Origin of the sequence: Pseudomonas sp. CP4 (assembly GCF_047758505.1) — a bacterium.
In the GTDB taxonomy this organism is placed as follows: Bacteria; Pseudomonadota; Gammaproteobacteria; order Pseudomonadales; family Pseudomonadaceae; genus Aquipseudomonas; species Aquipseudomonas fluorescens_AO.
Genome location: NZ_CP180489.1, coordinates 3,501,837 through 3,515,256 on the forward strand (window position 1 = coordinate 3,501,837; position 13,420 = coordinate 3,515,256).

Genomic DNA, 13,420 nt, shown 5'->3' on the forward strand with positions numbered 1-13,420 from the left:
TTCTTGACCACAAGGAGAGCGTGATGAGTGAAGAGCAAGAATTGCTGCCCAAGCCGAGCCAGGAGGTTCGCCAGTGGGCGATGTTCTGTCACTTGTCCGCCTTGCTGGGGATCTGGATTCCGTTCGGCAATCTGATTGGGCCGCTGATCCTTTGGCAGATGAAGCGCGAAAAAGACCCTTTCATCGATGCGCAGGGCAAAGAGGCGCTGAATTTTCAGATCACGGTGGCGATAGCCTCAATGATCTGCTTCTTGCTCATGCTGCTGATCATCGGTTTCTTCCTGTTTGGTTTGCTGGCGATCGCCGCACTGGTCCTGACGATCATTGCAGGGGTCAAAGCCAACGAAGGTTTCCCGTACAGATATCCGTTCACTTGGCGACTGATCAAGTGAAAGTTTGTTGTATCGCAATATGAAAATGCCCCGACTTATCGGGGTATTTTTATTTGTGCAACTTAATAATTGGTTTTTGTTGTAGGACTAGTCTGTTAGCGATGTGCGGTTTGGCATTTATTTGCTGATATTTCTCTATTACATCTTTGGTCACAACTAAGTGGGCAAGTGTATATCCCTGTCCTTGTTATTCGCGCGAGCTGGTTGTTAAAGTTGCCCGATGCAATGTTTCGATTGAAACATTTCGATATGTTCAAGGCATCGATGGCACTTGAATTCCCCAGTAATCAGTGTTGAGAAAATCAGCCGGTTCACTAGTCGGGCTCAGGTAAATGCTCGCCTCGTGAATACTTAGCCAAGAATAATCCACATGATTGAGCTCGATTTCTACGGCACGCTCGTGGCCGCTTCTTTAGTACTACTGCTCGGGCGCGGACTTGTTGCGCGTGTTGGCTTTCTGCGAAGTTACAATATTCCTGAACCGGTAGCGGGCGGCCTGGTGGTTGCCATGCTCCTGTTGATATTGCGTACTTTCGATATTGAAGTCCGCTTCGATACATCATTGCAAACACCCTTGATGTTGGCTTTCTTTGCCACGATTGGCTTGAGTGCCGACCTTGCCAGTCTGAAAAAGGGCGGCCGCATAGTCGGTATCTTCCTGCTGGCGGTCATTGGCTTGCTCGTGGTGCAGAACGCCATGGGCATCGGATTGGCGACCCTGCTCGGTCTCGATCCTTTGATGGGCTTGCTGACGGGTTCGATCACATTGGCCGGCGGCCACGGTACTGGCGCCGCATGGGGCGCGGTATTCAGCGAGAAATATGGCCTGGCCTCGGCTTCGGAGCTGGCGCTGGCCTCAGCGACGTTCGGTCTGGTGCTCGGTGGGCTGATCGGTGGGCCCGTCGCCCGGTTGCTGATCAAGCGCGTGCAAGTGCCGGGCTGCACACCCCAGCAAGCGCCGCGACTGCCAAGAGGTTTTGAACAGCCGAACAAGGAACGTTCGATCACGCCGTTTTCGTTCGTCGAGACGCTGGCGCTGATTGCCGTCAGCCTGCTCGCTGGCAATCTCTTGAATGGCTTGCTGCATGGCACTGCGTTCGAACTGCCGACGTTTGTTTGCGTGCTGTTTGTGGGTGTGGTGTTGCGCAACAGTCTGTCAGCGCTTGGCTTGTATCAGGTATTCGAGCGTGAAGTGTCTGTGCTCGGCAATGTCAGCCTCTCGCTGTTTCTGGCAATCGCGCTGATGTCGCTGAAGTTGTGGGATCTGGCGGCGCTGGCATTGCCGATCTTCATCATTCTGGCCGTGCAGGCGCTGGTCATGGCGCTGTTCGCGATTTTCGTGACGTTCCGGGTGATGGGCAGCAACTACGATGCCGCAGTGCTGGCTGCAGGACATTGCGGCTTCGGTCTGGGTGCCACGCCGACGGCGATTGCCAACATGCAAGCGGTGACGCAGCGCTATGGGCCATCGCAAATCGCGTTTCTGGTAGTGCCGATGGTAGGAGCGTTCTTCATCGATATCGTCAACGTCATTGTGATCAAGCTGTACCTGACCCTGCCGTTCTTCGCTGCGATCTAGAAAAGGACAGCACATAAAAAATGCCCGCATCTCACGATGCGGGCATTTTCTTTGGCTGCGATACGACGCTTAGATGGTCAGCGTCCAGTCGTAGTCGACGATCAACGGCGCGTGCTGTGAAAACCGTGGCTGACGCGGCAGGCGCGCACTGCGCACCGAGCGACGCAGGCCCGGGGTCAGGATCTGATAATCGAAACGCCAGCCCAGATTGAGCATCTCGGCCTGTTCGTTATCCGGCCACCAGCTGTACTGATCGCCTTCGCGACTGACTTCGCGCAGCGCATCGACATAGCCCATGTTGCCGACAATCTCATCCATCCAGGCGCGTTCCGGCGCCAGGAAGCCTGGAGATTGCTGGCTGTCGCGCCAGTTCTTGATGTCGAGTTTCTGCTGCGCAACGTACAGCGAGCCACAATAAATGTACTCGCGACGTTTGCGTCGCTGTTTGTCCAGGTACTTGCCGAAATCGTCCATGAGCTTGAACTTCTGGTTCAAGTCCTCATCGCCGTTCATCCCCGAAGGAAACAGCAAGGTGGCAATACTGACTTTGTCGAAATCTGCTTGCAGGTAGCGCCCGTAGCGGTCGGCCGTCTCGAAACCGAGACCGCTGATGACAGCCTTCGGTTGCAACCGCGAGTACAAAGCCACGCCGCCTTGGGCAGGGACTTCAGCATCGCAGGCATAAAGGAAGTAGCCATCCAGTTGGAAGGCTGGGTCATCCAGTTCAAAGGCGGAGGCACGGGTGTCCTGCAGGCAGATGACGTCGGCATTCTGGGCTTGCAGCCAACTGAGCAAACCGCGCTCGACTGCCGCCTGAATACCATTGACGTTCACACTGATGATCCGCATAAATGGCCCCAAAAATCGCGTGCGTGTATGATACACGGCGTCAAGCTAATTAGCTAAATCCGTGGTATTTGGGGTTTTTTTCATGCAAGCGTATCAGCGCGATTTCATTCGTTTTGCCATCGATCGCGGCGTTTTGCGCTTCGGTGAGTTCACCCTGAAGTCCGGGCGCACCAGTCCCTACTTCTTCAATGCCGGCCTGTTCAACTCGGGTTCGGCCCTGGCGCAGCTGGGGCGTTTCTACGCCGCCGCCATCGCCGAGAGCGGCATTTCTTTCGACGTTCTGTTTGGCCCGGCTTATAAAGGCATTCCGCTGGCGGCCACGACCGCCGTTGCGCTGGCCGAACATCACGGCCGTGACCTGCCATGGTGCTTCAACCGCAAGGAAGCCAAGGCCCACGGCGAGGGCGGCAGCCTGGTCGGCGCACCGCTGACTGGCGAAGTCTTGATCATCGACGACGTGATCACCGCTGGCACTGCCATTCGCGAAGTGATGCAGATCATCGCTTCCCAGGACGGCGCCAAGGCCGCCGGTGTGCTGATCGCATTGAACCGTCAGGAGCGTGGCAACGGCGAACTGTCGGCGATCCAGGAAGTCGAGCGCGACTTCGGTATTCCGGTGATCAGCATCGTCTCGCTGAATCAGGTGCTGGAGTTCCTCGCCGATGATCCGCAGCTCAAGCAGCATCTGCCAGCCGTGGAAGCGTATCGCGCCCAATTTGGCGTTTGACCAATGTGGGAGCGAGCCTGCTCGCGAATGGCCGTCACCTATCAGCGGTGAGGCAAATTACGCTTTCGCGAGCAGGCTCGCTCCCACAGTAAAAAGACCCGGTTCAGTCAGGCTGAACCGGGTCTTTTTTGTTGGCGATCAACGCAGACTTCGCCATTTCATGAGCAGCCTCAGCGCCAATCCGATATTGACCAGCGCAAACACCAGCAGCGCAACTACCACCATGACGTACAGCGTGCGATCCACATCGAAATCCCACAGATCCAGCGTGCTGCTGCGCACGATTCCGACTGCCGCCGGCAAGTTAACGTAAAACAGCGCCACAAAAGCACACGTCAACGGCAATGCTCGCCAGTAGACAGTGGCCAGAATCCTGTCTCGACTACGTTTTCGAGCCTGCGAACCCTTTTGATATTCATCCTCAGCCAACGCTTCGTTGAGCGCTGGCCACGCCAGATTGAACATGAACGTGGTCAGGGTCAGCAGCAAGCCACTGACCGCGACAATGTCACTGAACGGCATTCAGCCCCAGCGTTGCGCAGAGCAATGCGTGGGAATCTTCGCTGATTTCGAACTGTCCGGCGCTGCCCTTGCGTTTGGTGATGGGTTTGAAGGTCGGCTCGTTTTGGGTAATGAGCATGTTCAGTTCGTCGCGAATCACGTCCGAGCTGATCACCACCAGATACACATTTTGCGCATGTTCGGCGGACTCGATCACCGCGCGCATACTGTGCTGCAAGATGTCGTCGAGTTGGTTGCGAAAGCGCGAAACGGTGTTCTTCAGCAGGGTTTTGCTTTGGCTCTGGGTCAGTTGAAAGATCGTCGATATCTGCGATTCGGTCGGCAGGGTTTGCCCGAAGTAACTCTGGATCAGATACAGCAGGCGATCCTGTTTGGCTTCATCAGCCCGGCTGGGCATGCCGCCCTCGACCAGCATTTTCAGGTACTCGGTCAGGCTGGCCTTGGCGATGCGCTCCAGCGCATGGGCGATTTCAGCGTCACCGATGCGCAAGGTCTTTTTCACCGGTTCTTTCTGTTCCTGCTCGAAAGCGTCGGCGTCGATCGTGAACGAGATCTGCATGGCTCAGGCGCTCCGGGATTATTTTTTGCTGGCGGCTGGTGTTTCGGATTCCTCCGGGTACGGGTCCTGTGGCGCGTCACCTTGGCCGGTGAGGGTTTTCCAGCCGTTCAGGACATGCGCCGATTTGCGAAACTGCGGGCAGGGCGGCATTGAAGTCTTGGCTTGATTGGAATAACGATGGCCGCAGTCCACGCATTCGTAGGTGCCTGCTGAAACATCGCTGCCGTAAGGAACGTAATCTTTCTGCATGAGTGAATCTCCGTTGGATGAGAGGAAGATCCTATGGAGATTTGTTCTGGAGGGATGTCGGACGTTTCGCTGTGTCGAGTCAGGCTTTTCCTGCGCGCACAAAAAAGATCGCAGCCTTCGTCAGTTCCTACAAAAGCGGATTCTCGCGTGTGCGAAATCCCTGTAGGAGCTGTTGAAGGCTGCGATCTTTTGCTTCAGCGATTGGCGATCAAGGACGCTTGCGATTACTGATCAGTGTGCCCACACCGGTATCGGTAAAGATTTCCAGCAGGATCGCATTCGGCACACGACCATCGATGATCAACGAACTGCCAACCCCACCCTGAACCGCTTCCAGTGCACAACGGATCTTCGGCAGCATGCCGCCGTAGATCGTGCCGTCAGCGATCAGATCGTCGACCTGCTGCGTGCTCAGGCCGGTCAGCACGGTGCCCGACTTGTCCATCAGGCCGGCAATGTTGGTCAGCAGCATCAGCTTTTCAGCTTTCAGTGCTTCGGCAACCTTGCCCGCCACCAGGTCGGCATTGATGTTGTACGACTCGCCGTTCTCACCCACGCCAATCGGCGCGATGACCGGGATGAAGTTGCCTTTGACCAGCAGGTTCAGCAGTTCGGTGTTGATGCCGACGACTTCGCCGACGTGGCCGATGTCGATGATTTCCGGCTGAGTCATCTCCGGGGTCTGACGGGAGACGGTGAGCTTCTTCGCCCGGATCAGCCCGGCATCTTTACCGGTCAGGCCGATGGCGCTGCCGCCATGGCGGTTGATCAGGTTGACGATGCTCTTGTTGACCTGACCGCCGAGAACCATTTCCACCACGTCCATGGTCGCGGCGTCGGTGACGCGCATGCCGTCGACAAAATGGCTTTCGATCGACAGACGCTTGAGCAGATCACCGATCTGCGGGCCGCCACCGTGCACGACTACCGGGTTGATGCCCACGGCTTTCATCAGCACGATGTCGCGGGCGAAGCCGGTTTTCAGCTCCTCGCTTTCCATCGCGTTGCCGCCGTATTTGATCACCAGGGTCTTGCCGACGTAGCGTCGGATGTAAGGCAGCGCTTCGGACAGGACCTTGGCAGTGTTGGCGGCGGCTTCGCGTTCGAGGGTCATTCAGGGCTCCGGGTGGATCAGAACGGTAGTTGGAGATCAGGTGCAACGCGTTTCAGTTGGGCGTGGAACACATCCTTGATGCGCTGCAATTCAGCCTCGTCATCGGCCTCGAAGCGCAGCACCAGCACCGGTGTGGTGTTGGATGCGCGCACCAGGCCCCAGCCTTTGGCGTAATCGACCCGCACGCCGTCGATGGTGGTCAGGTCGGCGCCTTCGCCCCACTGAGCATCGTGCAGTGCATCAATGATGCTGAATTTGCTCTCTTCGGTCACATGGATATTGATTTCCGGCGTGGAAATATCGTTCGGGAAGGTCGCAAACAGCTCTTCCGCAGTGGATTTTTCCTTGCTGAGGATCTCCAGCAGACGTGCGGCGCTGTAGATGCCGTCGTCGAAACCGAACCAGCGCTCCTTGAAGAAGATGTGCCCGCTCATTTCGCCGGCCAACAGCGCGCCGGATTGTTTCATTTTCTTTTTGATCAACGAGTGACCGGTCTTCCACATTAGCGGCCGACCGCCGTATTCCTTGATCAGCGGCACCAAACGGCGGGTGCATTTAACGTCGAAGATGATTTCCGCGTCCGGGTTGCGTGCCACCACGTCGCGGGCGAACAGCATCAGCAGACGGTCCGGGTAGACGATGCTGCCGGTGTTGGTCACCACACCGACGCGGTCGCCGTCACCGTCGAAGGCCAGGCCGATATCGGCGTTGGTTTCCTTGACCTTGGCGATAAGGTCGACGAGGTTTTCCGGTTTGCCCGGATCCGGGTGATGGTTCGGAAAGTTGCCGTCGACTTCGCAGAACAGCGGGATGACTTCGCAGTTCAGCGCTTCGATCAATTGCGGAGCGATCACACCGGCAGCGCCGTTGCCGCAGTCGACCACGACTTTCAGGCGACGAGCGAGTTTGATGTCCTGGACGATTTCGGTGTTGTAGCGGTCGAGGATTTCGACTTGGGTGACGCTGCCCTGGCCAGTGCTCAGGTCGTTGTTCTTGATGCGTCCGTGCAGCACCTGAATCTGTTCGTTGGCGAGAGTGTCGCCGGCGATGACGATTTTGAAGCCGTTGTAGTTCGACGGATTGTGGCTGCCGGTGAGCATCACCCCGGATTTGCCGGCCAGCACATTGGCGGCGTAGTACAGCGCCGGCGTTGGCACCAGACCGACATCGCTGACGTGGCAACCGCTCTCGGCGATGCCGCGAATGAGTTCCGCGACCAGCTCCGGGCCGGACAGGCGACCGTCGCGACCGACCGACACATTCGGTTCGCCCTGGGCCAGGCTCTGCGAGCCGATGGCACGGCCGATCCAGTAGGCGGTTTCACCGTTGAGGTATTCCGGCACGGTGCCGCGAATGTCGTAGGCGCGGAAAATGCTGTCAGGCAGCTTCGGGGCGATCTTGGCGGGGGTATTCATCTGCGGAAATGCTCCATCTCGAAAAGGGCGGGACAGACCGGCGAAATCTTCGACGGCAGGCTCAAACTGAAGGGTATGACGGCGTTTTCCACAGAGAGTTCGTGCTATGAAAGGGCCATGACGCCTCGCCTGGCCGGGCTCGCGGCCGGCAAAACCTTGATTTTCCGCGCTTAACCGTTCTGGTGAATCTGCACAAATTTCCGTGTAAGAGCTGCCGCAGGCTCGGGCCGCGATCGGACGATCTTTTGATTTTGCTTTTTAAGATCAAGATCAAAAGATCGCAGCCTTCGGCAGCTCCTACAGGGCGGTGCCAATCATTTGGTGCCAGTGTGGCCAAAGCCGCCGGTGCCGCGCTCGGTCTCGACGAACTCTTCAACCATTTCGAAATGCGCCTGCACCACCGGCACCAGCACCAATTGCGCCAGACGTTCGCCGACGGTCATGGTGAAGTCGCTCTGGCCGCGGTTCCAGCAGGACACCATCAGCGGACCCTGATAATCGGAGTCGATCAGTCCGACAAGGTTGCCCAGTACGATGCCATGTTTGTGGCCCATGCCCGAGCGCGGCAGGATCAGCGCGGCGAGGTTCGGGTCACCGATGTAGACCGACAGCCCGGTGGGGATCAGCACGGTTTCACCCGGTTTGATCACGATGTCCTGTTCCAGCATGGCGCGCAGATCGAGGCCGGCGGAGCCCGGTGTGGCGTATTGTGGCAGCGGGAAATCGGTGCCGATGCGTGGGTCGAGGATCTTGGCTTGCAAAGCGTGCATGTAAATTAAACCTGGTTCAGACGTTCGGCGATAAAAGTGACCAGTTGGCGAGCGATCTTGCTCTTGCTGGTCTGGGCGAAAACCGTGGCGTGCAGCTCACGGTCGATGACGCTGCAAGCGTTTTCCTCACTGTTGAAACCGATGCTCGGATTGGCGACGTCGTTAGCGACGATCAGATCGAGATTCTTGTCCTTCAGCTTGCGTGCAGCGTAGTCGAGCAGGTGTTCGGTTTCGGCGGCGAAGCCGACACTGAACGGACGGTCGGGACGGGTCGCGATGGTGGCGAGAATGTCCGGATTGCGCACCATTTGCAGGACGAAGCCGTCGCCGCTCGTAGGATCTTTCTTGAGTTTATGCGGGGCGACGACTTCGGGGCGGTAGTCCGCCACCGCTGCCGACGAAATGAACACATCGCAAGGCATGGCCGATTCGCAGGCAGCGAGCATGTCGCGGGCGCTGACCACGTCAATCCGCGTCACGCGATCAGGCGTCGGCAGGTGCACCGGGCCGCTGATCAACGTCACACGGGCGCCGGCTTCCACGGCTGCTTCGGCGAGGGCAAAGCCCATTTTTCCCGAGCTATGGTTGGTGATGTAGCGCACCGGGTCGATGTTTTCCTGAGTCGGGCCGGCGGTGATCACCACATGCTTGCCGGTGAGGGCCAGGCGCTGGAAGCAATCGGCGGCGAGCAGCGCCAGATCGGTGGCTTCCATCATGCGGCCCATGCCGACGTCGCCGCAGGCCTGACTGCCCGAGGCCGGGCCGAAAGTCTTCAAGCCACGGCTTTCCAGCAGTTGCAGGTTGGCCTGGGTCGCCGGATCGCGCCACATCGCCTGATTCATCGCCGGCGCGACAGCAACCACAGCGTCGGTGGCCAGCACCAGTGTGGTCAGCAGATCATTGGCAATGCCTTGGGCCAGACGAGCAATCAGGTCGGCGGTGGCGGGGGCGATCAGTACCAGATCGGCCCATTTCGCCAGCTCGATATGGCCCATGGCGGCTTCGGCGGCAGGGTCGAGCAAGTCGAGGTGAACCGGGTGCCCCGAGAGGGCCTGCATGGTCAGCGGGGTAATGAATTCGGCGCCGCCATGGGTCATGACCACGCGCACTTCCGCACCCTGATCGATCAGGCGGCGAACCAGATCGGCGCTCTTATAGGCCGCAATGCCGCCGCCGACGCCCAGAACGATGCGTTTCCGATACAGCCGCTGCATAGGTCTGCCTTTCATTTCGTTGATGACGGCGGCGCGATACCCCTCCCCAGGGTTGAATCGACCGCCAAAAAGATGGGCTACGATATCACAGCGACCGCTACGGAACAGCGGCGCCCACAGACAAGGAGGTGCTATGAGTATTCGCGATTGGCCGGCGGCGGAACGGCCGCGGGAAAGGCTGTTGGAGCATGGGGCAGGGAGTCTTTCGGATGCTGAGCTGTTGGCGATTTTTCTGCGCACCGGATTGCCCGGAAAAAGCGCTGTTGACCTCGCAAGACATCTGCTGACGCAATTCGGTGGCCTGCGTTTGTTGCTCGAGGCCGATCAGGACGCATTCAGCAAACAAATGGGCCTCGGCCCGGCCAAGTTCGCCCAGTTGCAAGCCGCTCAGGAAATGAGCAAGCGCCATCTGGCCGAGCGTTCACGACAGAAACCGGCCCTGGAGAACCCTCAGGTCGTCCGCGATTACCTCAAGGCAATGCTGCGGCACGAGCCGCACGAGGTGTTCGGCTGCCTGTTTCTCGATTCAAAGCACCAGGTGCTGAATTTCGAGGCGCTGTTTCGCGGCTCTATCGACAACACCAGCGTGCATCCTCGGGAGGTGGTGAAGCGCGCGCTGGCCAATAACGCCGCAGCGGTGATCCTCTGTCACAACCACCCGTCCGGCAATACCGATCCAAGTCAGGCCGATCGGCTGCTGACCAAGCGCCTGCAGAAAGCGCTGGAGCTGATTGACGTGCGAGTGCTCGATCACTTCATCATCGGAGACGGCGAACCGCTGTCGATGGCCGAGTGTGGCTGGATGTAAAAGAGCAGCGGCAAGCCTCTAGCTGCAAGCGGCAAGCTGGAGCCGTGCGCGGAGTGCTCTAGCTTGCCGCTTGCCGCTTAGGGCTTGAGGCTGATTTTTGAATAATCCTGCCGGCCAAACGGGCTGACGGAGTAACCCTGAACATCCTTGCGCGTCAAAGCGTAGGCCGTCGGGTGCGCCAGTGGCAGCCACAACGCCTGCTGCTGGATCTGCGCCTGTGCCTGTTCATACAGCTTGGTCCGTACGCCTTGCTCGCTGGTGGTCTTGCCGGCGCTGATCAGCTTGTCCAGATCGGCGTTGCAGTACCGCGCGAAGTTGGTGCCGGACTTCACCGCCGCGCAGGAAAACTGTGGGGTGAGGAAGTTGTCCGGGTCGCCGTTATCGCCGGCCCAGCCCATGAACAGCAGGTCATGTTCGCCGGCCTTGGCGCGTCGAATCAGTTCGCCCCATTCGATCACACGGATCTCAGCCTGAATGCCGATCTCGGCCAGATCCGACTGCAGCATCTGCGCGCCGAGGCTCGGGTTCGGGTTGAGCAGGCTGCCCGATGGCCGCGTCCAGATCGTCGTCTGGAAACCCTCCTTCAAGCCGGCCTTGGCGAGCAGCGCCTTGGCTTTGGCCACGTCGTGCGGATAGCCCGGCAGGTTCTTCGCGTAGCTCCAGGTGTTCGGCGGGTACGGGCCGTTGGCCGCCTCGGCGGTGTCTTCGAACACGGCTTTGATGTAGTTGGCCTTGTCGAAAGCGAGGTTGATCGCCTGGCGCACTTCCGGTTTGTCCAGTGGCGGATGCTGGCTGTTGATGCCCACGAAAGCGGTCATGAAAGCCTCAGTCTTCTCGACTTTCAGCGTCGGCTCCTTCAGAGCAGCCTGTACGTCCAGTGGTTTTGGCGACAGGGCGATCTGGCATTCATTGCGCCGCAGCTTTTGCAGGCGCACGTTGGCGTCCGGCGTGATAGCGAAGATCAACGGGTCGACGGCAGGCTTGCCACGGAAATATTCCGGGTTTGCCTTGTAGCGGATCGCTGCGTCTTTCTGAAAGCGGTTGAACACGAACGGGCCGGTGCCGATCGGCTGGCTGTTGAGTTTGTCGGTGGCGCCGGCCTTCATCAGTTTGTCGGCGTATTCGGCGGAATAAATCGAGGCGAAGCCCATGCTCAGGGTCGCGAGGAAAGTCGAATCCGGATGGTCGAGAGTAAAACGCACGGTGAGCGGGTCGAGGGCGTCGATCTTCTTGATCAGGGTCGGCAGTTGCATCGACTGCGCATGGGGGAAGCCGCTCTGGGCGACTTTGTGCCACGGGTTGGCCGGGTCGAGCATGCGGTCAAAGCTGAACTTGACGTCTTCAGCGCTCAGCTCGCGGCTCGGCTTGAAATAATCGGTTGTATGAAATTTCACCTGCGGGTGCAGCTTGAACACGTAGGTCAGGCCGTCGGTGCTGACTTCCCAGCTATCGGCGAGGCTCGGGATGACCTTGCCACTGGCGGTGTCGAAATCCACCAAGCGGTTCATCAGTACGTCAGCCGAAGCATTGGTGGTGGTCAGCGAGTTGTACTGCACCGCGTCGAACCCTTCGGGACTGGCCTCGGTACAAACGCTCAACGCGGCGGCCTGGGCGAGGGGGCTCAGCAACAGCGGAGCGAGTAACAGGGGTAGGGCAGCGAGGCGCATGGTCGGTTTCCTTTACAGATCGAAGGCCCATCTGCAAGTGCAGTCTGGAAAAGTCCTACCCTAGAGCTCTGAATTGCAAATGACTATCCCCTTTTTGCATTTTCAGGCGCACTCTTGCGCGGTTTCGAGCATGGGCAGCGAAATGAAAAGTCCGAATTGCCTGTAGGAGCGGATTTCTGCGACGAGTGGTCAAAACCGGTCGCGGCCTTTGTTCAAAGCGTTCGCAGGCCGAAAAAGCGGCATTTTATTGATTCATTGCACAGCGATTGTTGTTGCACCCCGGTCTTTCTGGTATAAAGCAGCGCTCTTTTCTAGGGGCCCGGTTCCTTCACTGTAGGTGTAGCCGGTAAGACCTCTAAAGAAACGCGGCGCCTGGCGCCAAATGACTGAGAGATTAAGCGGCCAACCCATGCCGGGTTGGGCATGTGGTTTTAGAGGGCTGAGGCATGTCGAGAGTATGTCAAGTTACCGGTAAGGGTCCGGTGACTGGGAATAACATTTCCCACGCAAACAACAAAACCCGTCGTCGTTTCCTGCCGAACCTGCAGCATCACCGCTTCTGGGTTGAAGAAGAGAAACGTTTTGTGCGTCTGCGCGTATCTGCCAAAGGCATGCGTATCATCGACAAGCGTGGCATCACTGTCGTGCTCGCCGAACTTCGCCGCGATGGCAAGATTTAAGGGAGCTAATCATGCGTGAATTGATTCGTTTGATCTCGAGCGCCGGTACTGGTCACTTCTACACTACCGACAAGAACAAGCGTACTACCCCGGACAAAATCGAGATCAAGAAATATGATCCGGTTGTTCGCAAGCACGTGATGTACAAGGAAGGCAAAATCAAGTAATTGATTTTTCCTGACTGCGAAAAAGGCCCGTATCGTGAGATACGGGCCTTTTTTGTTTGCCCTGGAGTTATGCGGTGACCGGTTGGGCCTCATCGCTGGCAAGCCAGCTCCCACATTGATTGCCGGTCCTCACAGAACCTGTGTCATGCACAAAATCTGTGGGAGCTGGCTTGCCAGCGATGAGGGCCGATCAGTCAGCAAACATCTCAAGCCTTCTGTTCAAAGATCACATAAACCTTGCGGCAAGCCTCCAGCACTTCCCAGGTTCCGCGAAACCCCGCCGGAATCACGAAGCGATCGCCAACGCGCAAGGTCTTGGCATTGCCATCGCTGTCACGCAATACCGAAACCCCCTGCAAAATCTCGCAGTACTCATGCTCGGTGTAATTCACCGTCCACTGACCCACCGCGCCTTCCCACACACCCACGCCCATTTGCCCACAAGGGCTGTCGTATTGATGAAACACCGCCTGCTCAGGATCGCCCTTGAGCACCTTCGCCGGGTCCGGGCGATAGCGCTCGGCTTCGCTGCCGGCGAGGCTGATATCGACGACGTTCTGGATGTTCATTGTTGTTTTCTCCGCTAGTGACGGCGCGTTGGCTGGAATGGGCCAAAGTCTATGTTTATTAAAATGAACACCGCAAGGCCGTATGACCGGCTTGTGTCAAATATATTGAAACAAACCCGGCCGCTGGTTTAGGGTGGCG

Annotated in this window: 15 protein-coding genes and 1 pseudogene; 6 read left to right on the plus strand and 10 right to left on the minus strand. The window is 58.0% G+C overall.

What is annotated here, in order from left to right; genetic code table 11:
* Positions 1-23 precede the first annotated feature (23 nt).
* Together ACMYUN_RS15560 and gltS are read left to right on the plus strand one after the other, a co-directional pair.
* Positions 24-392, plus strand: a complete 369-nt coding sequence (locus tag ACMYUN_RS15560; RefSeq protein WP_039757366.1) for a DUF4870 domain-containing protein — start codon at positions 24-26, stop codon at positions 390-392.
* Positions 393-762: 370 nt separating this feature from the next.
* Positions 763-1,971 (plus strand): sodium/glutamate symporter, encoded by a 1,209-nt coding sequence (gene gltS / locus ACMYUN_RS15565; protein ID WP_039757367.1) that lies wholly within the window; start codon positions 763-765, stop codon positions 1,969-1,971.
* Positions 1,972-2,040: 69 nt separating this feature from the next.
* Here gltS and ACMYUN_RS15570 read toward each other — a convergent pair whose 3' ends face one another.
* Positions 2,041-2,820: an exodeoxyribonuclease III gene (locus ACMYUN_RS15570; protein ID WP_016772543.1), complete on the minus strand. Its 780-nt coding sequence runs from the start codon at positions 2,818-2,820 to the stop codon at positions 2,041-2,043.
* A gap of 82 nt (positions 2,821-2,902) precedes the next feature.
* Between ACMYUN_RS15570 and pyrE the strand changes: the two genes are divergently transcribed.
* A complete protein-coding gene (gene pyrE, locus ACMYUN_RS15575) occupies positions 2,903-3,547 on the plus strand; it encodes an orotate phosphoribosyltransferase (RefSeq protein ID WP_016772544.1) in 645 nt (214 codons plus the stop codon).
* A gap of 138 nt (positions 3,548-3,685) precedes the next feature.
* Here the strand turns inward: pyrE and ACMYUN_RS15580 are convergent, their stop codons facing one another.
* The 7 genes and pseudogenes from ACMYUN_RS15580 to coaBC all read right to left on the minus strand — a co-directional run bounded on the left by ACMYUN_RS15580 (position 3,686) and on the right by coaBC (position 9,390).
* Positions 3,686-4,069, minus strand: a complete 384-nt coding sequence (locus ACMYUN_RS15580) for a hypothetical protein (RefSeq protein WP_039757368.1) — start codon at positions 4,067-4,069, stop codon at positions 3,686-3,688.
* Positions 4,056-4,628, minus strand: a complete 573-nt coding sequence (locus ACMYUN_RS15585; RefSeq protein WP_039757369.1) for a hypothetical protein — start codon at positions 4,626-4,628, stop codon at positions 4,056-4,058. The genes ACMYUN_RS15580 and ACMYUN_RS15585 overlap by 14 nt, the downstream gene beginning before the upstream one ends.
* Positions 4,629-4,646: 18 nt before the next feature.
* Positions 4,647-4,877, minus strand: coding sequence for a hypothetical protein (locus ACMYUN_RS15590; protein ID WP_415761075.1), 231 nt, complete (start codon positions 4,875-4,877; stop codon positions 4,647-4,649).
* A 208-nt stretch (positions 4,878-5,085) separates the two neighbouring features.
* Positions 5,086-5,991, minus strand: a complete 906-nt coding sequence (gene argB, locus ACMYUN_RS15595; RefSeq protein WP_016772548.1) for an acetylglutamate kinase — start codon at positions 5,989-5,991, stop codon at positions 5,086-5,088.
* Positions 5,992-6,008: 17 nt separating this feature from the next.
* Positions 6,009-7,385: pseudogene (locus ACMYUN_RS15600) on the minus strand (phosphomannomutase/phosphoglucomutase); the annotation flags it as partial.
* Positions 7,386-7,720: 335 nt separating this feature from the next.
* Positions 7,721-8,176 carry a dUTP diphosphatase gene (dut, locus tag ACMYUN_RS15605; RefSeq protein WP_008086463.1) on the minus strand — a complete coding sequence of 152 codons (456 nt, stop codon included), beginning with the start codon at positions 8,174-8,176 and terminating at the stop codon, positions 7,721-7,723.
* 5 nt (positions 8,177-8,181) lie between these two features.
* Entirely contained in the window at positions 8,182-9,390 is a 1,209-nt protein-coding gene (gene coaBC, locus ACMYUN_RS15610) for a bifunctional phosphopantothenoylcysteine decarboxylase/phosphopantothenate--cysteine ligase CoaBC (RefSeq protein WP_039757372.1), read from the minus strand.
* Between the two features lie 133 nt (positions 9,391-9,523).
* Between coaBC and radC the strand changes: the two genes are divergently transcribed.
* On the plus strand, positions 9,524-10,198 hold the full coding sequence (radC, locus tag ACMYUN_RS15615; RefSeq protein WP_039757373.1) for a RadC family protein: 675 nt from the start codon (positions 9,524-9,526) through the stop codon (positions 10,196-10,198).
* Positions 10,199-10,275: 77 nt separating this feature from the next.
* On the opposite strand, the gene ACMYUN_RS15620 is transcribed toward radC, so the two are convergent.
* The gene (locus ACMYUN_RS15620) at positions 10,276-11,865 is read right to left on the minus strand and encodes an ABC transporter substrate-binding protein (RefSeq protein ID WP_415761076.1); all 1,590 of its coding nucleotides are present in this window, start codon (positions 11,863-11,865) and stop codon (positions 10,276-10,278) included.
* Positions 11,866-12,311: 446 nt separating this feature from the next.
* Between ACMYUN_RS15620 and rpmB the strand changes: the two genes are divergently transcribed.
* Both rpmB and rpmG read left to right on the plus strand, forming a co-directional pair.
* Positions 12,312-12,545: a 50S ribosomal protein L28 gene (rpmB, locus tag ACMYUN_RS15625; protein WP_007920377.1), complete on the plus strand. Its 234-nt coding sequence runs from the start codon at positions 12,312-12,314 to the stop codon at positions 12,543-12,545.
* 11 nt (positions 12,546-12,556) lie between these two features.
* Positions 12,557-12,712: a 50S ribosomal protein L33 gene (gene rpmG / locus ACMYUN_RS15630; RefSeq protein WP_016772554.1), complete on the plus strand. Its 156-nt coding sequence runs from the start codon at positions 12,557-12,559 to the stop codon at positions 12,710-12,712.
* Positions 12,713-12,918: 206 nt separating this feature from the next.
* On the opposite strand, the gene ACMYUN_RS15635 is transcribed toward rpmG, so the two are convergent.
* On the minus strand, positions 12,919-13,281 hold the full coding sequence (locus ACMYUN_RS15635) for a cupin domain-containing protein (RefSeq protein WP_415761077.1): 363 nt from the start codon (positions 13,279-13,281) through the stop codon (positions 12,919-12,921).
* Positions 13,282-13,420: the final 139 nt, after the last annotated feature.